This is a genomic window from Cellulophaga sp. 3_MG-2023, from assembly GCF_030546975.1.
GTDB lineage: Bacteria > Bacteroidota > Bacteroidia > Flavobacteriales > Flavobacteriaceae > Cellulophaga.
The window spans coordinates 116,716-138,782 of record NZ_JAUOPS010000006.1; the positions used below are offsets into that span (position 1 = coordinate 116,716).

At 32.6% G+C, this 22,067-nt stretch carries 12 protein-coding genes; 6 read left to right on the forward strand and 6 right to left on the reverse strand.

Going from position 1 to position 22,067, the window contains the following annotated elements; translation table 11 throughout:
• Positions 1 to 29: 29 nt before the first annotated feature.
• The 6 genes from Q4487_RS14310 to Q4487_RS14335 all read right to left on the reverse strand — a co-directional run bounded on the left by Q4487_RS14310 (position 30) and on the right by Q4487_RS14335 (position 14,579).
• Positions 30 to 2,903 (reverse strand): sugar-binding domain-containing protein, encoded by a 2,874-nt coding sequence (locus tag Q4487_RS14310; protein ID WP_303544891.1) that lies wholly within the window; start codon positions 2,901 to 2,903, stop codon positions 30 to 32.
• Between the two features lie 199 nt (positions 2,904 to 3,102).
• A complete protein-coding gene (locus Q4487_RS14315) occupies positions 3,103 to 4,698 on the reverse strand; it encodes an arylsulfatase (RefSeq protein WP_303544894.1) in 1,596 nt (531 codons plus the stop codon).
• A 24-nt stretch (positions 4,699 to 4,722) separates the two neighbouring features.
• Positions 4,723 to 6,105 (reverse strand): sulfatase-like hydrolase/transferase, encoded by a 1,383-nt coding sequence (locus Q4487_RS14320; protein WP_303544896.1) that lies wholly within the window; start codon positions 6,103 to 6,105, stop codon positions 4,723 to 4,725.
• Positions 6,106 to 6,107: 2 nt separating this feature from the next.
• Entirely contained in the window at positions 6,108 to 8,579 is a 2,472-nt protein-coding gene (galB, locus tag Q4487_RS14325; protein ID WP_303544898.1) for a beta-galactosidase GalB, read from the reverse strand.
• 12 nt (positions 8,580 to 8,591) lie between these two features.
• Positions 8,592 to 10,115 carry a sulfatase-like hydrolase/transferase gene (locus Q4487_RS14330; protein WP_303544901.1) on the reverse strand — a complete coding sequence of 508 codons (1,524 nt, stop codon included), beginning with the start codon at positions 10,113 to 10,115 and terminating at the stop codon, positions 8,592 to 8,594.
• A gap of 150 nt (positions 10,116 to 10,265) precedes the next feature.
• Complete coding sequence (locus Q4487_RS14335) at positions 10,266 to 14,579, reverse strand: two-component regulator propeller domain-containing protein (protein ID WP_303544906.1); 4,314 nt, start codon at positions 14,577 to 14,579, stop codon at positions 10,266 to 10,268.
• Positions 14,580 to 14,818: 239 nt separating this feature from the next.
• Here Q4487_RS14335 and Q4487_RS14340 point away from each other — a divergent pair, with 239 nt between their 5' ends.
• The 6 genes from Q4487_RS14340 to fucP all read left to right on the forward strand — a co-directional run bounded on the left by Q4487_RS14340 (position 14,819) and on the right by fucP (position 22,067).
• On the forward strand, positions 14,819 to 15,826 hold the full coding sequence (locus Q4487_RS14340) for a zinc-binding alcohol dehydrogenase family protein (protein WP_303544909.1): 1,008 nt from the start codon (positions 14,819 to 14,821) through the stop codon (positions 15,824 to 15,826).
• Positions 15,827 to 15,835: 9 nt separating this feature from the next.
• Complete coding sequence (locus tag Q4487_RS14345; protein ID WP_303544913.1) at positions 15,836 to 17,488, forward strand: UxaA family hydrolase; 1,653 nt, start codon at positions 15,836 to 15,838, stop codon at positions 17,486 to 17,488.
• A gap of 34 nt (positions 17,489 to 17,522) precedes the next feature.
• Complete coding sequence (locus Q4487_RS14350; protein ID WP_303544915.1) at positions 17,523 to 19,001, forward strand: tagaturonate reductase; 1,479 nt, start codon at positions 17,523 to 17,525, stop codon at positions 18,999 to 19,001.
• A gap of 1 nt (position 19,002) precedes the next feature.
• Positions 19,003 to 19,830, forward strand: coding sequence for an amidohydrolase (locus Q4487_RS14355; protein ID WP_303544918.1), 828 nt, complete (start codon positions 19,003 to 19,005; stop codon positions 19,828 to 19,830).
• 11 nt (positions 19,831 to 19,841) lie between these two features.
• Complete coding sequence (locus Q4487_RS14360) at positions 19,842 to 20,633, forward strand: SDR family oxidoreductase (protein WP_303544922.1); 792 nt, start codon at positions 19,842 to 19,844, stop codon at positions 20,631 to 20,633.
• Between the two features lie 93 nt (positions 20,634 to 20,726).
• Positions 20,727 to 22,067, forward strand: a complete 1,341-nt coding sequence (fucP, locus tag Q4487_RS14365) for an L-fucose:H+ symporter permease (protein WP_303544924.1) — start codon at positions 20,727 to 20,729, stop codon at positions 22,065 to 22,067.

Genomic DNA, 22,067 nt, shown 5'->3' on the forward strand with positions numbered 1-22,067 from the left:
GTTTATTAAGTAGGTGTTAGTACAATACATTATTTTACTTGTTTTATTACAAAACCATTTAGCCACAAATCGCCTGTATTTTGCAAGTTTTTAAAATTGATGGTTATTGTGCTTTTACCATCAGCAGAAAAGTTAGATGTTATAGATAATGGCTTGCGTTCTCCTGTATTATCATTCTGGTAGTAATCTACTATATGATCATCAGATTTTCTTGAAAAAGAACCATTAGTATCTACAACCTGTACTTCAATTTCATTTGTCATTTTAACGTTGCCTCTTCTAGTATGGTGAAACGTTTCTATTTCATAATTTCCAGCTTTTAAGTTACTTATGTTAAGACTTAAATTTCCTTTTTCTGAGTATAAACCATCTGTTCCCACAAAGCTTAAATCACCTAACATTGCAGTATCTCCTAACCATTTAATTTTATCTGTAGCACTAACTGCAATAGTTGCATTAAAATCCTTTAGGTTATAAGTTAAGTTAGCATTGCTGTTACCTGTCCATTCTTCCCAATCAAATTGTACTAATTGTTTATTGCCTCCAATGTCTACTCTGGTTACCGGAAAATCGTAAATAGGAGTAGCATTATTTACAATTTCATTTGTGTTATAGGTTGATGTTGTAATACTTGTTTTGGCAGATTTTAAGCCCTTAGCTTTAGCTGTAATTGTAATTTTTCCTGGATTATTTTTACCTCTAATATAAATTGATGCCACGCCGTTAAAAGAGCGTGCAGGGTTGGCATCTATTTTACCATTGTCTATTAATTCTCCTGCTCCAGATACAAAAAACTCTACGCGTTGCTTTGTATTAGTAACTACCTCGCCATTTTTATCTAAAATAGATGCGTGTACCAGTCGTATGTCAGATCCGCCAGCATAAAAAGGTTGGTCTGTGATATTTAAATCTAATTTTAAATTATACGGACTTTCTTCCTTATGCCTAATAAATTCGGTTACTTTTTCTTCGTTTGTATAACCAATTGCTTTTAAGGTTCCGCTTTTCCAATTATATTTAAATGTAAACGAAGGGTGGTTTAGGTTTAGTTTGGTAAGACTATTATCTGGAGTTTGCCTTGCAATAAGTTTCCCATTATGATAAAGTACTACCTCTTGGCAATTGCTAAAAACTCTAACTTTTCCGTTTTTAGAAGCTGTTTCATCTGCAATATGTACTATTGGTTTATTTACCAATTCAGATTGATACCAGTAGTAAACCGGTTTAGGTACTCTAAAAGCAGACAATACACCGTAAGTAGTCATAAAATCCCTTTTCCATTGATCATCATCTACATCTGGTTGTAAATGATTATAATCTGCCCCCAACCAAGTTATGGCTGCAAAATTGTTTTTATTTCCTTTATACCTAGAAATATGAAACTGATTTACCTCGGAATCTGGCGTACTACCGTGCTCCATTACCATAGTAAAAGCACTCTCAGGAAATTCTGTTCTACGGTAATCCATAGTTGCGTGTATATCTGTAACACCTTCATTTTTTACTCCGTTCCATGGGCTAGATGCAGATGCTGTTAACCTAAACGGATCTTCTTCTTTAGCAACGGTTTGCATTCTTGGTACTGGACCTCTGTGGTTTATGCCAGCACCCCAAACAATAATAGACGGGTGGTTTCTGTGGTTACGTATCATAGTTCTTGTAGCGTCTTCTAAATTAGAAAACCAAGCCTCATCTCCCCATAAAATCCATGTACTAGGCTCTTCATAAACTAAAATACCCAACTCGTCACAAGCTTGTAAAAAAGCATCATCTTGCGTGTAGTGAGATAGGCGAATAATATTCATACCTGCTTTTTTGTATTGTAGAGCTTCATTGTAATGAAAAGAATTAGGAACAGCATCACCTATATTTGGGTAATTTTGATGACGATTAGCACCAACTAAAAATAATGGCTCGCCATTTAGAACAAATCCTTTACCTTTTTCTAAACTAAATTTTCTGAAACCAAATTTGTTTTCTACAAAATCAACAGCATTATTTTTATCATAGATAACAGAGTTAGCCCTGTACAAATAAGGAGAATCTGGAGACCATAAATGGTAATTATCTTCTATAGTTGCAGATTGTCTAAAGGTGTATACAGTATTAGGCGCTATTGTTTTAGTAGAAGTAATTTTTTTTACAACCACGCCATCTTTATTTATAATTTTAGTAACTATTTTGGTGTTTTTGGCAGTAGCATTTTCGTTTTTTACGGTAGTTTTTATAGTAACTGTTCCGTTATGCTTATTTACTGTTGGGGTTGTAATATGCACGCCAGCATTAAAATCTTCCCAGTTGTAGTTAACGTGTAACTTATTTGTTGTTACCAAGTACACATCTCTATATAACCCGCCAAATTTTACATAATCTGTTCTGTGTGGGTCAGGAGCAATTACCTGACTAAAACTATTATCTGCCTTAATAGCAATAGTATTTTCTTTTCCTAAGGTTACAAAGTCTGTAATATCAAAATAAAAAGGCACATAACCATTTACAGCATAGTTGCCTACCTTTTTACCATTTACCCAAAGTTCTGTAGCATTATGTATAGCTTCAAACTCTAAAAATATTTTTCCTGTAGCATTGGCATCAATATTAATTTTCCTGCGGTACCAACTTATGTCACGTAAATACTTTTCTTGTATCCAGGTTTCTTTTATGCTATCCATTTCATAAGATACCAATTGTGGTGCATGAGGCACAGATACATTTTCCCAATTACTATCGTCATAATTAATAGTAGTAGGAGCGTTTGGTAAATCTCCTAAATGAAATTTCCAGTTAAAATTTAAGTTTGTTTTGGTTCTGTCACCAACAGTAAATCCTTCTGGTAAATTATTACTTTGTGCAAAAGAAATTGCAGTAACAAATAAACTTAAAAGCGCTAATTTTATTTTCATTATAATGAGTTTGGTTTATAAGAAATTAAAATTATTTATTCTTAGTCTATTTGGTAATTAGATATGTATTGAAAAATAGAACATATGGTTTATTACATATTTTTAAGGTGTTACAAGTATTAAAAAGCAAAGTGTTTGTATAAAAAAAGACCTTGAATTATGTTTTCAAGGTCTTATAAATTTTGGTTAAAGTAATAAGTTATTTCAATTCTAATTCTTTTATTTCCTCTGTAGTTTCTCCTCTTAATTGTGTGTATACAGAAATAAGTTCAGATAGCTTTTTGGCGTTTGTTTTTGCCAAGTTGTTTTGTTGCTCTTTGTCTTCTTTTAAATTATAAAGTTGATACTCATTAGCTATACCTAATTCTATGTTTACTTGTGTATTTATAGCTTTGCCTGGGTAAGGCGGAATCAGCACCCAGTCGCCACTCCTTAAAGCTGTTTTTTTGCTAGCTTCTAAAATTAGATGTTCTCTTCCGTTTTTAGATGTACCCAATAATACATCTAACATTTGCTTACTGTCTTCTGTTTTAGTTTTATTACCAGTTAGTTTGGCAAACGAACTAAGTAAATCTACTTGGCAAACTAGCGCATTAGATACCCCTGGTGTAATTTTCCCTTTCCAATACGTAATAAAAGGTACACGTGTACCAGCGTCAAATAAACTGTATTTTCCGCCTCTTAATCCACCTGCAGGTGTGTGTTTTCCTAATTTTTCTACAGCATCATCAAAATAGCCATCGTTTAAAACAGGACCATTATCACTTGTAAATACAATTAAAGTATTTTCTAATAACTGTTCTTTTTCTAAAGTTTTTATAAACTCACCAATAATCCAATCTGCTTCTAAAATTACATCACCTCTTGGTCCCATACCAGATGTACCAACAAAACGAGGGTGAGGTGTACGGGGTACGTGTGGTTGTTGCAAAGCATAGTATAAAAAGAAAGGCTCGTTTTTATGTTTAGTAACGTAAGATTTAGCCTCTTTTAAAAAATGATCTGCCATATCTACATCACTCCATTTAGCAGCTTCGCCACCTTTCATAAAACCAATTCTAGGAATACCGTTTACTATACTATTATTATGTCCGTGATGCCATTTCATACTTAACAATTCCGGATTGTCTTTACCTGTTGGCTGGTTGTCATAATTTTTAGAGTAATCTACCTCTATAGGATCTTTTGGATCTAAACCATCTACGTGTCCGTTTTTTATATAAACTGTTGGAACACGGTCTTGCGTAGCCGCCATAATGTAAGAATAGTCAAAACCAACCTCATTTGGGCCAGGAGAAACACGTTCATTCCAATTTACATTACCACTACCAAGACCTAAATGCCATTTACCTACAATGCCAGTAGCGTAACCTTCTTTTTTTAACATTTTAGGAATAGTAGTTTGCTCTGTGCTAATTATAAGTGGTGCTGTACCAGGTAAAATAGCGGCATCTTTATTACGCCAAGGGTACACACCAGTTAGTAAACCATATCTACTAGGGGTACAAGTTGCAGATGTAGCATAACCATTAGTAAACCTAACGCCTTCGTTGGCAAGTTTATCTATATTTGGAGTATTTATTTCTGTAGCACCATTAGCACTAATATCTCCATAGCCTAAATCATCCATATAAATAACAACAATATTTGGTTTGGTAGCCTCCATTGCTGTTTCTTTATTGGCAGATTTGTCTGTGTTTTTTTTAGTTTCTTTACAACTGCTTGTAAAAATACTAGCTACAATTGCTAGCGAAAAGTAAATATTTTTTCTTTTGGTTTTAAGTAAATGTATCATTGAATTGGTTTTGTGGCTAAAGTATTACTTTTTTAAGGATTTTTCGCGTGTTTTTTTCCATCTTTTATCCTCTTTAATTACATTTTCTGCATGAGGATCTAACCAGCCAGGAGCCTTATTTTTAGCATCCCAATTGGCATAAGACTTTTCTAAATCTAAGCATATCTCTGGATGTTGTTTAGCAATGTCATACCGCTCTAAATTATCTTCTTCAATATTAAAAAGTAAGGTTTTATTTTTATAGGCACTTTTGTATAATTTGTATTTTCCTTTTCTAACAGCATATTCAAAATTACCAGAAGACCTCCAAAATAGTATGTTGTGTGGGTTACCTTTATTTTTATTTAATATGTAAGGCATTAAATCTACACCATCTAATTGTTTTTCTTTTGAAGCACTAGCACCCGAAGCATTTAAAAACGTAGGAAATAAATCTAATGATGAAATAGGTTTAGAGTACAGGCTCTTTTCTTTTATTTTACTTGGCCAGGAAATAAAAAAAGGCACTTTTATTCCGCCTTCAAACAACATTCCTTTGTGCCCTCTGTTTGGTCTGTTGTCTGCATGCTCTATTCTTCCTCCATTATCACTTAAAAAAACTAATATAGTGTTATCTTTTATACCATTAGCAACTAGTGTGGAGTCTATTTTGCCAACATTTTCATCAACGGCATTAACCATAGCTGCATACACACTTCTGCCAGCATACTCTATATGTTTAGTTTTGTCTAAATACTTTTTTGTAGCGTGGTCTGGTGCGTGTGGTGCATTGTAAGCCAAGTAAATAAAAAAGGGTTTCTTATCTTTTTTATTAATAAAATTAATGGCTTCATTAGTAAAATCGTCTGTTAAATAACTAAGTTCCTCTTCTGGGACTGGTTTTCTGTTGCGATATATGGTCTTAATCTTACTTTGTGCTGTTCCCCAGTAGTTTATAGCTCCGCCAGGAAAGCCAAACCAATGGTCAAATCCTTGTGCAGGAGGGTACAAATCTGGGTGATCTCCTAAATGCCATTTGCCAATTGCACTTGTTCTGTAGCCTTGTTCTTTTAAAGCTTCAGATATTAGTTTTTCTGATAAGGGTGTACCAACTGTAACATCATTTTCTCCGTTATAAGGCATGTTACAATCGTGCCCAAAACGCGCCTGATATCTACCAGTAAGTAAGCCTGCTCTAGATGGACTACAATATGGATGCGAAACATATCCATTAGAAAATACAACACCTTCTGATGCTAGCCTGTCTAAGTTTGGTGTTGGAATATCTGTTGCACCATTAAACCCCACATCTGCCCAACCTTGATCATCTGTTAGTATAACAATAATATTGGGTTGCTTTTGTGCTGTTACTATTTGTATAAAAAACAGAAAATAAACAAAGAGTATTATATTTTTTAAATAGCTCATATTTACTTAGTTTTTATAGTTATTGTAGCAGAACTAAGTTTATCTGAACTTGCGGTAATTTTAATTTCACCAGCAGTTTCTGTAGCTTTTATAATAGCTAAGCTTTTACCGTAAAAGGATTTAATATAATTTGCTTTAAAAGATTCTAGTGAAGCAGAGTTGCCATTACCAACAGCTTCTAAATCTCCATTGCCAGATACTTTAAATGTTATAAGGTTATCTGCTTTAGGACATAAATTACCATCTTTATCTTCAACCCTAACTGTAATAAATGATAAATCTTTTCCAGATGCATTAATCGTATTTCTGTCTGCTGTTAATTTTATTTTATAAGGTTTACCTGCTGTTTTAATTTCTTTAGTAGCAACTGGTTTGCCATTTTTATAACCAACAACTTTTAAGCTTCCGGGTTGGTAAGGTACATTCCATGATAATCTGTATTTAGAGTCAATAGTACCGCCTTTAAAACCGTTGTATTCTGCAAAAATAGTAGTGGTGTCTTTTCCTTTTATTTTTTTGCCGTAAGATTTTCCGTTTACAAAAAGCTCTACTTCATCGCAATTTGTATACGAATAAACAGGAATGGTTTGCCCTTCTTTGCCCTCCCAGTTCCAATGTGGTAATACGTGTACCATTGGCTCTGTTGTCCATTGGCTTTGGTACAAATAAAACCTGTCTTTAGGAAAACCTACCAAATCTACAGGCGCAAAATAAGAAGCGTGAGATGGCCAATCATCATTCCAATATCCGTTTGTAGAGTTATCTCTTCCGCCATATGGAGTAGGTTCTCCTAAATAATCAAAACCTGTCCATATAAATTCTCCCAACGAATGTGGATTTTGCTTTTGGGCTTCAAATTCTACCTCTGGAGGATACGTCCAAGACGGACCAATATTTACATCATAACTAGAAACTTGATTTGTTTCTTTGCTAACTCTTTCTTTTAACGGAAACTCATAATAACCTCTAGTACTTGTTTGCGAAGATGTTTCTGAACCGTAAAAAATCATATCAGGGTTCTGTTCTCTAATTTCTGCATAGTAAGCAGGTTTGTAGTTTACACCAACAACATCTATTTGGTATGCCAATTTATTTGTAAACGAAGCAGGGTAGTAGTTAAAACCAGCAGTTGTAGGTCTAGAGGCATCTTCATTATGGCAAATGTCATTTAGCATTTTAGCTATTTTCCAACCATCTTTTTTACCTTGTTCTAAAATTTCATTTCCAATACTCCACATAATTACAGATGGGTGGTTACGATCTCTTTTTATCATATCTCGTAAATCTTTTTCTGCCCATTTGTCAAAATATTTATGGTAACCATTAGGTACTTTAGCCTCTTTCCATTCATCAAAAGCTTCATCTATAACCACAATACCTAGTCTGTCACAAACCTGTAGCATTTCTGTAGAAGGTGGGTTGTGACTTGTGCGTAATGCGTTGGCACCCATTTGTTGCATTATTTGCATTTGGCGTTCTGTAGCTCTATAATTTACAGCGGCACCCAAAGGGCCAAGATCATGATGCATACAAACACCATTAAGCTCTACAGCTTTTCCGTTTAGGTAAAAACCTTCTTTTTTAAACTCAATAGTTCTAATACCAAATTCTGTAGTATACTCATCTACAACCGTATTGTTTATTTTAATACGACTTACGGCTTTGTATAAATTAGGCTTACCAATATCCCATAGGGTAGGGTTAGAAACTGTAATTTCTTGTGTTTGTTTTTGTTCTGATGTTTTATCTAGTTCTACTTTGTTGTTAGAAACAGCAACAGTTGCATTATTTATATCTAAAATAGTTGTCTCTAGGACTATGTTGGCAGTACTATTTAATGTGTTTTTAATTTTAGTTTCTATGTTAACAATAGCTTTGTTGTCATCTATTTTAGGTGTAGTAATATATGTACCCCATTGCGGAATATGCACAGGTTCGTTTAATTTTAGCCTTACATTGCGGTAAATACCAGCACCAGGGTACCATCTTTCAGACAAAATTTCTGGAGCTAATTGTACTGCAATAACATTGTTTTCTCCAAATTTAATAAACGGTGTTAAATTATATTCAAAACCACTATATCCGTAATGGCGCTCTCCAACAAAATTACCGTTTATATACACTTTAGAGTTATCCATAACCCCATCAAACTCTATAGAAATTTGCTTGTTCTTATTTTTTGCATCTACTTTAAAATGTTTTCGGTACCAAGCAATACCATCTATGGGTAAACCACCATTACGAGCATTATTTTTGTCGCTAAACGGACCTTCTATAGCCCAATCATGTGGTACGTTTACTTTTCTCCAATTGCTATCATCAAAATTTACAGTTTCTGCATTTGGTATACTATCTTTTATAAATAACCAGTTTTTATTAAAATCTTGATCCTCTAAAACTTCTATTTCTTTTTTTTGACAAGAAGAAAAGACAACTAGAAAAAGTAGTAAAGCAGTTAGTTTATATGTTTGCATAAAGTTTATTTTTTAGTTTGATTTAAGTTGAGGTTTAGAAGTAGAAATATCTAACGGGTCATTCATTGCTTTTTGAAGCTTTTGTAGTTCATTAAATAATTGTACCACCCTGTTTTGTTCTTCAGGTAGGTTAGCAATGTTATTCATTTCTTCTGGGTCCTTGTTAAGATTAAACAGCAACACTTTTTTTATTTTTGGATATACAAGTAGCTTGTAGCCATCTTTTCTAATCATTCTTTGTACGTCTAAATACGCACCATAAACACTAGTGTATTTACTTTGGTTAGAGTTTTGTTTTGCTAATTGTAAAAAGCTATTAAACTCTACATAACTGGGTTTTTGTATACCTGCAATTTCTAGTGATGTTGCCATAGCATCTTGTAAGTACACATCTGCAGTATTTTTTTTGTTTTTTGGAATATCTGGACCAACAATTACCATTGGAGGCCTAATACTGTGGTCAAATAAATTTTGTTTACCAAGTAAGCCGTGTTTTCCCATAGCTAGTCCATGGTCTGATGTAAAAATGATATACGTATTGTCTATTTTTCCAGAGTTTTTTAATGCTTTTAGTATTTTTCCTATTTGAGCATCTAAGTGTGTTATGCTGGCGTAATACTCTTTTATATGTGTTTTTATTGCAAGCTCTGTTCTAGGAAAAGGAGCTAAGGCTTCGTCTCGTAAATCATCACCATTGGCAATACTATGCCTGTACGGATACTCTGGTAAAAAACTTTTAGGCAAACTAATGTCTTTTACATTATACATATCTTGATATGCTTTTGGAGCCTGCCTAGGATCATGCGGAGCATTAAAAGCCAAGTACATAAAAAAAGGTGTTTCTTTTTCTTTTGCTGTATTTATAAACGTAATAGCATCGTCTTTTAAAACTTCACTCCAATGTTTTCCGCCTTTCCAGTATCCGCCTTTAGTATTATCTGTAGGCAACCAAGTTGTATCTGTAGTAGTTTTTGGTCTATTGTAACCATTGGGCATAATTGTTTTAGAATCTGGGTTTTTAGTTTTGTAAAGCGAATCGAACTTTGCTACCATAGTTGCATGGTCCCAAGCATCTTTAGGCATACCAGGTCTTATATGCGCAGTGTTTTTAAAAACTTTTGTTGCTGCAGCATCTACGTGCCATTTGCCGGTCATATACGTGTCATAACCACTATTTTCTAATAGTTTTCCCCATGTTTTATCTAAAGAATCTTGTTTTTTCCAGTTTTGTCTAAAGTTATTAGCTCTCCATACAGATCTGCCAGAAATAAGCATTGCTCTAGATGCAGCACATACTGCACCGCTCCAAGAACCCATATTGTAAGCGTTAGTAAAGGTTGTACCTTGGTGTACAAGAGCATCCATATTTGGAGTCTTAATTTCAGAATTTCCTAAGGCATTAATAGATGTGTATGTTTGGTCATCTGTAAAAATAAAAACAATGTTAGGTTGTTGTTTTTTTGACTTTGGATTGCTTTTTTTACCACAAGCACTAAGTGTAAGTACTAGTATTAAAACAGCTGCATAAATCTTCATAACTATATGTTTTACCATAAAATTATTGTGCACACTAAAGTTGTGCGCACAATAATAAAATTAACTCCTATGTAACAAAGTTGAGATTTGTAGCTTTAAAAGCAGTATACAGATGGTTTTAATAATAAAACATATGTTTTTTACTAAAGTCTATTCTTTATCTGTGGTGTCTTCATTATTAATTCTTATGTATTTGCTAGGGACAACTCCAAATTGTTTTTTAAAACATTTAGAAAAGTATGACGCTGTGTTAAAACCGGTCATATACATAATTTCTTTTACAGATAAATCGCTTTTTTCAAATAGCTGTACAGCTCTTTTTAATCTAATATTTCTTATAAATTCACTAGAAGAAAGTCCCGTTAATTCTTTAATTTTTAAATACAAGTTACTTCTACTCATATTCATTTCTTTAACCAACATTTCTACACTAAATTCTGAGTTCATCATATGTTTTTCTACAATTTCTATGGCGTTTTGTAAAAAAGTCTCATCAGAAGATGTAACTGTAACTTCATTTGGTTGCAGTGTAATTTCTCTGTTAAATTTTTTCCTTAATTTTTCTCTGTCATTTAAAATATTAGAAAGTTTAAGCTCTAGTAATTCTAAGTCAAAAGGTTTTCTAATGTAAGCATCTGCACCTGTTTTAAGCCCCTCAATTTCTTTTTCTTGAGATGTTTTTGCTGTTAGCATAACTACAGGAATATGACTGGTTTCTTGTGTAGATTTTATTTGGTTACAAAATTCTATACCATCCATAACTGGCATAACTAAATCTGTAATAACAATATTAGGAATAAACTTTTTGGCAAGTTCTAGTCCTTTTTCTCCATTTTCAGCTTCGTAAACGTAGTAACTTTCACCTAGTCCCTTTTTAATAAAAGACCGTATGTCTTGGTTATCATCTATAATTAATAATATAGGTAGTTTAGATCTAGACCTAGTCATATTTTGGTCTATAATATCATCCATAAAACTAATTGCGTGTGACTCTGCATCTACCTTACTAATAAATGTATTTTCCTCAAAAACTTCATGAAAGTTAAGTTCTTTCTTTTCTTGGTAAGTTTCTTTATCTTTTGGCAACCAAACATAAAAGGTAGATCCATTTTCAGAGTCGCTCTGTACTTTTATAATACCTTGATGCAGCTCTACCAAGTTTTTGGTAAATGACAATCCAATGCCTGTTCCTTTGGTGTTTACGTGAGTTGTAATACCAATATCTGTATAAAAACGCTCAAAAATATGTTGTAACCTGTGTGCAGGTATACCAGGTCCAGAATCTTTTACTTGTATAACTATATATTTAGATTGATCTATATTAAGATCTATATCTGCAGGTTTTATAAAGTCTTTGCCATTAAATATATCTAGTTTAATACTACCATTTTCTGGAGTAAATTTAAATGCATTGGAAAGTAAATTGTTTATGATTTTTTCAACAGCATCAGGATCAAACCAACTTAAAATAGATTCATTAGAAACATTAATTTTAAAATTGATATTCTTTTTTCTACTTAAAAACTGAAATGGTTCACCAACATCCTTTAAAAACTCTACAATATTATTTTTGCTTAGGTTAAGACTCATTTTACCGTGGTCCATTTTTCTAAAATCTAATAGTTGATTTACTAAGCGTAACAAATAATCTGTGTTTTTGCGCATTAACACATATTGGTCTTTTGCTTCTTTAGGGCTAATAGTATCTGCTTTTTTTAATAAAAAATCTAAAGGGCCTTTTATAAGTGTTAGTGGAGTTCTAAATTCATGAGATATGTTTGTGAAAAACTCTAATTTTAAACGGTGAATTTCTTCGTGTTTTTCTTTCTCTAGATGATCTAACTCTAGCTTATGTTTTTCTGCAGATCTTATAATGGTGTATCTTCTAAAAGCAAGTAATAGTACAACTGCAAGCAATACGTATAGCACTTTAGCAAGTGTTGTTCTCCACCAAGGTGGCGTAACATCTATTTTTAGCTCAATTGGTGTCTCATCCCAAATGTAATCGTTATTAGATGCTTTTATTTTTAGCACATAAGATCCTGGTTCTAGATTTGTATAGGTAGCATATCTATTTTTTGATGTTGTGTATATCCAATCCTTGTCAAAACCTTCTAATTTATATGCATATTTGTTTTTTCTAGATGCGGCATAGTGCAAAGCAGCAAACTCAAAAGAGAAATTGTTTTCGCTATACTTTAGTTTTATTTTATCTATGGCGTTTATAGACTTGTCTAGAATTACTCTTCCGTTTATACGTTCTCCAATTGCAACAGGTTTATTAAAAATAGAGAAGTTGGTAAGTACAGTTTCTGCTTTAATTTTGTTACTTATTATTTCTTCAGGATAAAAAGTGGTAAAACCATTTACACCACCAAAAAATAATTGACCTTCCTTGGTTTTTAAAGCTGTTAGCTCGCTAAACTCATTACTTTGTAATCCGTCATTAACATCGTAATTCTGAAAACTTTCATCAGTAGGGTTAAATTTAGATAATCCATTGTTTGTAGATATCCATAAATTACCTTGGTTATCTTCTAAAATACCTTTAATTACATTATTGGGTAACCCTTCCTTTTCTGTGTAACGTTTAAAACCTATCGTTTTATCTTTATTTACAATTAGTTTATTTAGTCCGCCTCCAAATGTGCCAACCCATATGGTCCCTGATTTACACTCAAAAACAGTTAGTATATAATTATGACTTAATGTTGTATCATCATTAGGATTATTTTTAAAGGTTATAAATTTAGGGTTTTTAGAATTTTGCTGTTCAGGAGTTAACTTACTTAAGCCATTACCTGTGGCAAACCATTTATTTCCTTTAGAGTCTTCAAAAATATCTCTAATAATATTATTAGGTAAGCTATACTGTTGGTTGTTATTCTGTTTTAAAATATCTTTAGTAAATGTAGAGCCATCTTTATTAATTAGCCATCTGTGTACACCGTCATTATAAGTTCCTATCCATATATTTTTTTCTTTGTCTTGTAAAATAGAAAACACACTACCAGATATGTCTGGGATTAATTTTAAATCGTTTTCAGATAATTTTTTATCATTAGTAACATCAATCTCATAAAGTCCTGGAGAAAATTCACCTCCAATAAATATTTTTCTTTTATTCTTTAATTCTATTTCTTCAATAGCAAAAATTTTGTTGACATTATTAAAGTGTTGAAACTGATTAAAATCTTTGGTAATGTTATTCTTTTTAAGAAAATTAAGCCCGCCACCTTCTGTTCCAATCCATAAGTTTTGACGACTATCTTCAAAAATAGCACGCACTTTGTCATTACTTAGGCTATTTGGATCTAAGCTCTTTTTTATATGAGAGAACTGCTTTCTATGCGGATCAAATTTATTTACGCCACCACCATTGGCACCAGCCCAAATAATTCCAGTGTGGTCTATAAATAAAGATTTTATAGCATTTTTACTTAAACTATTGCTAGGGTTTTTAGGATCATATTTATAAACACTAATTAACTCTGGTTTAGCAGTGCTAGATATGTTAGAAAACTCTAGTAAACCGTTATCTCTACCTGCCCATATATGATTGTTATTTATAGAAATGGCGTTGTATGTGCCTTCTTGTAAAAGTTCAATTTGGTTGGTGTCTTTGTATGGTGAGTACTTGTATAAACCGTTACTAGTACCTAACATTAAATTACCATAACTATCTTCTGCAATAGCTTTAACATTAACACTAGGAAGATTAATAAGGTGGTTAACAGACTGAAAGTAAATGTCGCCATTATTATCTCTAGATAATTTAGACAACCCGTTTATACCACCAATCCAAACTTGATGTTTACTATCCTCAAAAAATGAACTAACATTGTTGGTGTTTTTTATTGGTCTAGAGCTGTTTTGGTATAAGTTGTAGTGTTTAAATTTTAAGGAATCTGTAGGCTCATTTAAATCTACCATACTAACACCTTTAACTGTACCAACCCATAGCCTATTACTACTGTCTCTAAAAAGTACAGTAACATAGTTGCTTTTTAAACTGTTATCATCATTAGGGTCATGCTTGTATGTTGTAAATTCTTCTGTTTCTCTATTAAAGTAATTTAATCCTCCACCAGTAGTTCCAATCCATAAATCGCCTTTTTTATCATCAATAATTTTCCAAATTAAATTACTACTAATGCTTTTTTTGTTTTCAGCATTGGGCTTAAATACCTTAAAGTTATAGCCATCATATCTATTTAATCCGTCATGAGTTCCAAACCACATGAACCGATCAATATCCTGAAAAATGACATTTACATCACTTTGTGATAAACCATTTTCTGTTGTTAAATGCTCAAACTTTAAAGAATTTTGAGCATAAGTAATTGCAGTTAATATTAAGAATAAGCTAAGTGTTAGTAGCTGTATTCTATGGTAAGGGTAAAGTTTAGTAGGGTTGCTGGTCATACTAACAAATATATCAAAATAGTAAATACAATAGATCATATGTTTTATTACTTAAATAGGTGATAAAACATATGTGTTGTGTGTAAGGTGTTGTTTTTAAGTTGTTTGCGTGTATTTGGTTGATATTCTTTAGGGTGAACAAATAACATATGTTCTAGTTTTTAAATCATTTACTGTAATTAACAAAAATGATATAAACGAACTTTACCAAAGAACTAAAGATCGTATTTGGGTAGCAATATCCAAATAAAATTAAACGCAAAATAACGCCATAAATAATGAAATATATAGTTTGTGAAAAACCAGGTAAATTTCTTTTAAAAGAGAAAGATGCACCAGTTAGAAAAGAAGGTGAAGCTCTACTAAAAATAAATAAGGTTGGTATTTGTGGTACAGATTTACACGCGTATGGTGGCAACCAAGCTTTTTTTACATATCCAAGAATTTTGGGTCATGAGTTAGCGTCTGAGGTGTTAGAAATTGGAGAAAACCCAAAAGGTATTAAAGCAGGTGATAAGGTAGTAGTAATGCCATACATAAGCTGTGGAACTTGTATAGCTTGTAGAAACGGAAAAACAAACTGCTGCACTAATATTAAAGTTTTGGGTGTGCATACAGACGGTGGTATGCAAGAACAAATTACCGTACCTGCTAGTATTTTAATACCTGCTAATAATTTATCTAATGACCAAATGGCAATTGTAGAACCTTTGGCAATAGGAGCACACGCTATTAGAAGAGCAAATATTACAAAAGGAGAAACTATAGCTGTTGTTGGTTGTGGTCCTATTGGTATAGGAATCATGAAACTAGCACAAATTGCAGGTGCCAAAGTAATAGCTCTAGATTTAAACGAGCAACGATTGCAATATGCTAAAGAAAAAATAGGTGTAGACTACACTGTAAATGTTGCAGATGATCCTGTTGCTAAAATTACAGAGATTACAAATGGCGATTTATGTACTGCTGTTTTTGATGCATCTGGGCATAAAGGAGCATTAGAAACTTGTCCTTCTTATATGTCTCACGGCGGAAGATTTATACTTGTTGGCTTGTCTAAAGGAGAGTTAACCTATATGCACCCTGCAATACACGCTAAAGAAATGACATTAATGTGTAGCAGAAATGCAACAAGTCAAGATTTTGAACACGTAATTAATGTTTTAAATCAGTTTCCTACAGAATCATTTATTACTCATACTGTGCCTTTTACAGAGATGATTTCAAATTTTGATAGTTGGCTTAATCCAGAAACAGGAGTAATAAAAGCAACTGTAAATTTTTAAAAAATAGCAATGTCTAAAAACTACATACAAATAGATGCTAAAGACAATATTATAGTAGCTATTACAGCATTAAGTAAAGGTACAGTAGTAACTATAGCAGGTAAACAAATAGTTTTGCCACAAGACATAAAGCAAAAACATAAGTTTGCTTTACATGATTTTAATACTGCAGATAAAATTTATATGTATGGTGTTTTAATTGGTAAAGCAACAACAACTATTAAAGCAGGTAGTGCAATTACAATAGAAAATGTAAAACACGCATCATCAGACTTTACAAATAAAAAAGAAGAGTTTGTTTGGAGTGCACCAGACATATCTAAGTTTAAAAACAAAACATTTAACGGGTACCATAGAAAAGATGGTAAAGTAGGTACAGCCAATTATTGGTTGGTAATACCACTAACATTTTGTGAAAACAGAAATATTGATGTTTTAGAAGCTGCACTTGCAGAGAAACTTGGCTATCAAACAAAAAAAGATTTTGCTGTAGATACAGATGCTTTAATTAAGCAGTACAAATCTGGAGCCAGCAAAGATGCTATTTTTAATACGGCTATAATTACTACTCACGAGGAAATGGCTAAAAATAGAGTATTTCCTAATGTAGACGGAATTAAGTTTTTAAAACATGATGGTGGTTGTGGAGGCATACGTCAAGACTCTGAAACTTTATGCAGACTATTAGCTGGGTACATTTGTAACCCAAATGTAGCAGGAGCTACAATTTTAAGTTTAGGATGCCAAAATGCACAAATTTCTATGCTGCAAGATGCCATTTTAGCCATAGACCCAAAGCTTACTAAACCAGTAAACTACTTAGAGCAACAAGGTAGTTTAAGTGAGCGTAACTTTATAGAAGAAGCTGTAAAACATACGTTTTTAGGTTTAATAGAAGCCAATAAAATAAATAGAAAACCCGCACCGCTTAGCAAACTAATTTTAGGGTTAGAGTGTGGTGGTTCTGATGGGTTTTCAGGAATATCTGCAAACCCTGCTTTAGGTTATACATCAGATTTATTAGTAGCCTTAGGAGGTAGTCCTGTTTTAGCAGAGTTTCCAGAACTTAACGGTGTAGAGCAAGAAATAATTAATAGATGCGATACAGAACAAGACTCTAAAAAGTTTTACAATTTAATGAGAGCGTACTCTGCTGCAGCTGTTGCTGTTGGTTCTGGTTTTGAAAACAATCCGTCTCCCGGAAATATTAAAGATGGCTTAATTACAGATGCTATGAAATCTGCAGGAGCTGCCAAAAAAGGAGGTACATCACCAGTAGTTAGTGTGTTAGATTATACAGAGCAGGTTACAAAGCCAGGTTTAAATTTATTATGTACACCAGGTAACGATGTAGAGTCTACTACCGGTTTGGTTGGTTCTGGTTGTAATGTGGTTGTATTTACAACTGGCTTAGGAACGCCCACAGGAAACCCAGTTGCTCCTGTACTAAAAGTATCTAGTAATAGTGATTTGTACCAACGTATGAAAGACATTATAGATATAAACGCAGGTACTGTTATAAGTGGAGAAGATACTATAGAAACTATGGGAGAAAAATTTTTAGAACACATTATAAAAGTAGCTAGCGGAGAAGTAGCATCTAAAGCAGTAATACACGGTAATAACGACTTTATTCCTTGGAAGAGAGGAGTTTCTTTATAAATAAGATTTACGTAGTAAACAACGTATTGTAAAAATGACAACAAAAGAAAAAACTATACAATTATTAGACAGGTACACAGCTCAAAAACCAGTTAAGCATCCCGTACGTGTTATGCAATTTGGTGGAGGTAACTTTTTGCGCGCCTTTTGTGATTGGATGTTTGATGTGTTAAACAAAACAACAAATTTTAATGGTAGTGTAGCTGTAATTAAACCAACAGAAAGAGGAGATTACACAGCTCTTAGGGAGCAAGATGGTTTGTTTACTGTAGCCTTAGATGGTATTAAAAATGGTGAAACAGTATCAGAAGTTACTTTAGTAGAGTCTATAAGTACCATTATTCAACCTTACACAGAATGGGATAAATACTTAGAGTTGGCAGAGTTACCAGAATTAAGATTTATAGTATCTAACACTACAGAAGCCGGAATTCAGTTTTCTGAAAATGATAAAATTACAGATTGCCCTCCTAAAGAATTTCCTGCAAAACTAACATTATGGTTACATCATAGGTTTAGTTACTTTAATGGAGACAAGGATAAAGGCTGTATTTTTTTGCCTTGTGAGCTAATAGAAAATAACGGTGAGGCTTTAAAAGAAACAGTTATACAGTATGCAAAACATTGGCAGTTAAAACAAGAGTTTATAGACTGGATTTTAAATTGCAACCATTTTTGTAGTACACTGGTAGACCGTATAGTATCGGGTTATCCTAAAGATAGGGTTGCGTCACTAGAGAATAAAATAGGCTTTAAAGACAAGCTTTTAGTTGCTGGTGAAGAATACCATAGCTGGGTTATTAAGGCAGATGAATTGGTACAAAAAGAATTGCCTTTTTCTAAAACAGATTTAAATGTACAGTTTGTAGATAATTTAGACGATTACCGAGAAATGAAAGTGCGTATTTTAAATGGTGCACATACTTCTTTAGTTCCGGTTGGTTATTTAGCCGGATTAAGAACGGTAAAGGAAAGTATGGATAATGATATAGTTAGTAATCATATTTTTCAAATTTTAGCTACAGAAATTAAACCTACGTTAACTAAGTTTTCTTTTAACGAAATAGATGCTTTTATAAACGCTGTGGTAGACAGGTTTAAAAATCCTACGCTTCAACATTTTTTAATTGCAATATCATTAAATAGTACCTCAAAATTTCAATCAAGATTATTGCCTGCATTTAAAGACTATAATGAGCTAAATGGTTCTTTTCCTAAACGCATTGCTTTTTCGTTGGCCAGTTTAATTCGTTTTTACAAAGGCAGTTTTAATGAAGAGGATATAGCTATTAAAGATGATAGCTTGGTAGTTGAATTTTTTAAAAATCAATGGCAAATGGTAGATAATAAGTCGCAATCTGTAACAGATTTAGTTACGCATACTCTAGCAAATAAAACTATAGTGGGTAGTGATTTAACTAAATATAAAGGGTTGGTAAACTTTATAGCTAAATCTATTTTAGAGATTGAAAAAAACGGAGTAGAAGAAAGTCTTAAAAGTTTAGAAGAATAATATGATAATAGATGCTCATCAACATTTTTGGAAATATGAACCAACAAAACATAGTTGGATAGACGATACTATGGCTGTAATTAGAAAAGATTTTATGCCAGCCAAACTAAAAAAAGTTTATTTAGAAAATAATATAGATGGTTGTGTAGCTGTACAAGCAGACCAAACAACTTTAGAGAACGACTTTTTAATAGACCTAGCTTCTAAAAATAGCTTTATAAAAGGTGTTGTTGGCTGGGTAGATTTTAGAGCTAAAAATATTGATGAGGTTTTAAAACATTACAGTAAAATAAATATAATAAAAGGCTTTAGACACGTAGTACAAGGTGAGCCAGATCATAATTTTTTATTAAGAACAGACTTTTTAAACGGAATATCAAAATTAGAAAAATACAATTTTACGTATGACATTTTGGTTTTTCCGCATCAGTTAGGAGCAGTATTAGAGTTTGTAAAAAAGTTTCCTAAAATAAACTTTGTCATAGACCATATTGCTAAACCATATATAAAAGATGGTTTTTATGATGGTTGGGCAAACTTAATGTTGGCAATTGGCGCACAACAAAATGTGTACTGCAAACTATCTGGTATGGTAACAGAAGCAGATTATATAGCGTGGACACCAGATACTATACAACCTTATATGCAATTGGTTTTAAAAGCTTTTGGAGTAGATAGGTTATTATTTGGATCAGATTGGCCTGTGTGCTTAGTAGCGGGCAACTATAAAAAAGTAAAAGAGTTAGTTACAGATTTTATTTCCCAATTAAGTGCAGAAGATCAAGAAAAGATACTTGGGTTAAATGCTGTAAAATTTTATAATTTATAAAAAGATATAAAATGGATTTAGGATTAAAAAATAAAGTAGTTGTAGTAACAGGAGCTGCAGGTATAAAAGGTAGTATAGGAGAAACAATAGTACAACATTTAGCGGCAGAGGGTGCAATACCAGTTATAGTTTGTAGAAATGATAGAGGTTTTGGATATGAAAAAGAACTTAAAGAAAAAGGTATAGATGCTTTGTTTGTAAAAACAGATTTATCAGACCATACACAAATTGAAGCTGCAGCTAAAACAATAGAAGAAAAATACGGTAAAATTGATGCCTTAATAAATAATGTTGGTGTTAATGATGGTGCAGGTTTAGATGCACCTATAGAAGATTTTATGTACTCTCTTAAGCTTAATATGGTAAGTTATTTTGCAATGGCCAAATACTGTTTGCCAATGCTAAAAAAAACTAAAGGAAATATTTTAAATATTGGGTCTAAAGTAGCACTTACAGGCCAAGGAGGTACATCTGGCTACGCAGCATCTAAAGGAGGTGTATTTGGGTTAACACGTGAGTGGGCTGTAGATTTAATTAGCTACGGGATACGTTCTAATGCCATTGTTATTGCAGAAAGTTGGACACCTGCTTATGAGGCTTGGATTAAAACTTTAGAAAACGGAGAAGAAAAACTTCAATCTATTGTAAAAAAAATACCATTAGAAAATAGAATGACAATGCCAGCAGAAATTGCAGACCAATGTTTGTTTACAATATCTTCAAAATCATCACACACAACAGGACAGTTTATCACAGTAGACGGTGGTTATGTGCATTTAGATAGGTCTTTATTAACAGAGTAAAATAATAAAACATTTGTTCTATTATTTAAGCCAGTAGTGGCCTTTGCAAGCAGCTATCATTTTTAATTTTATATAAAAGTAATTTACCTAAATATGAATCAACCAAAAGATAACCCAATAGTAAAAAAGGAATTGTTATTTCCTTTTATAATGATAACTTCTTTATTTGCTTTATGGGGAATTGCAAATGACTTAACCAATCCTATGGTTTCTGCGTTTAAAAAAGTAATGCCAGAATTGTCTAATATGCAGGCTTCTTTAGTGCAGTTTGCTTTTTATTTTGGGTATTTTTTTATGGCATTACCAGCAGCTTTATTTATTAGAAAATACAGTTACAAATCTGGTATTATATTAGGGTTGTGCTTGTATGCAATAGGAGCTTTTTTATTTTATCCGGCAGCAGCTTTACAAGAGTTTAATTACTTTTTAATTTCACTTTGGGTAATAACATGTGGTTTGGCATTTTTAGAGACCACATCTAACCCATTAATATTGTCATTAGGAGCAAAAGAAACTGCAACACAGCGTTTAAATTTAACACAAGCTTTTAACCCAATAGGATCTTTAATTGGGATGATAGTAGCACAACAATTTGTAATTTCCTCTTTACGTTCTGATGACAAAAATGAAGCAGGAGAGTTGGTTTATGATTCCTTATCTACTTCTGCAAAAGCTGTTATAAGAGAAAACGATTTAAACGTAATTAGCGTACCATACATTATACTTGGTGTAGTTGTTTTGTGTATTATGGGCATTATATTATTTATTAAAATTCCTAAATCTGTAGACGGAGATAAAATGTCTATTTCAGATTCTTTTAAAAAATTACTAGCTAATAAAAACTACATTTTTGGAGTTGTAGCACAGGCATTTTATGTAGGAGCACAAATTATGTGTTGGACCTATATTTTTCAATATGTAGATAATATAAATGAAGGTTTACCTAAAAACGAGGCATTAACAGCTACGTGGTATAATGTAGCAGCAATGATTATATTTTTATCTGGTAGATGGATAGGTACAGCTTTAATGAAAACATTAAATCCGTCTCGTGTATTACTATTATTTGGTGTAGGAGGAGTATTGTTTTCTGCAGGTGCAATTTTAATACAAGGCCAGTTAGGTTTATATTCATTGGTTACAGTGTCTTTATTTATGTCTATTATGTTTCCTACCATTTATGGTATTGCACTTAAAGATATGGGAGATGAAGCTAAAATAGGATCTGCAGGTTTGGTAATGGCAATTGTTGGCGGTGCTTTAATGCCAGTTTTACAAGGAGGAATTTTAGATTGGGGAGGACCTGGTTTTTCAGATGTAAAAGTGTTAGGGTTTATACCAGAAATTAATTTTTCATTTATACTACCACTTATATGCTTATCTGTAGTTACTGCTTATGGGTATGTAACTTATAAATCATCAAAAAAAATATAA

Bases quoted from the DNA above. Each gene is read 5' to 3' on its own strand.
- Q4487_RS14310 (WP_303544891.1), bottom strand. From the start codon at position 2,903: ATGAAAATAAAATTAGCGCTTTTAAGTTTATTTGTTACTGCAATTTCT.
- Q4487_RS14315 (WP_303544894.1), bottom strand. From the start codon at position 4,698: ATGATACATTTACTTAAAACCAAAAGAAAAAATATTTACTTTTCGCTA.
- Q4487_RS14320 (WP_303544896.1), bottom strand. From the start codon at position 6,105: ATGAGCTATTTAAAAAATATAATACTCTTTGTTTATTTTCTGTTTTTT.
- galB (WP_303544898.1), bottom strand. From the start codon at position 8,579: ATGCAAACATATAAACTAACTGCTTTACTACTTTTTCTAGTTGTCTTT.
- Q4487_RS14330 (WP_303544901.1), bottom strand. From the start codon at position 10,115: ATGAAGATTTATGCAGCTGTTTTAATACTAGTACTTACACTTAGTGCT.
- Q4487_RS14335 (WP_303544906.1), bottom strand. From the start codon at position 14,579: ATGATCTATTGTATTTACTATTTTGATATATTTGTTAGTATGACCAGC.
- Q4487_RS14340 (WP_303544909.1), top strand. From the start codon at position 14,819: ATGAAATATATAGTTTGTGAAAAACCAGGTAAATTTCTTTTAAAAGAG.
- Q4487_RS14345 (WP_303544913.1), top strand. From the start codon at position 15,836: ATGTCTAAAAACTACATACAAATAGATGCTAAAGACAATATTATAGTA.
- Q4487_RS14350 (WP_303544915.1), top strand. From the start codon at position 17,523: ATGACAACAAAAGAAAAAACTATACAATTATTAGACAGGTACACAGCT.
- Q4487_RS14355 (WP_303544918.1), top strand. From the start codon at position 19,003: ATGATAATAGATGCTCATCAACATTTTTGGAAATATGAACCAACAAAA.
- Q4487_RS14360 (WP_303544922.1), top strand. From the start codon at position 19,842: ATGGATTTAGGATTAAAAAATAAAGTAGTTGTAGTAACAGGAGCTGCA.
- fucP (WP_303544924.1), top strand. From the start codon at position 20,727: ATGAATCAACCAAAAGATAACCCAATAGTAAAAAAGGAATTGTTATTT.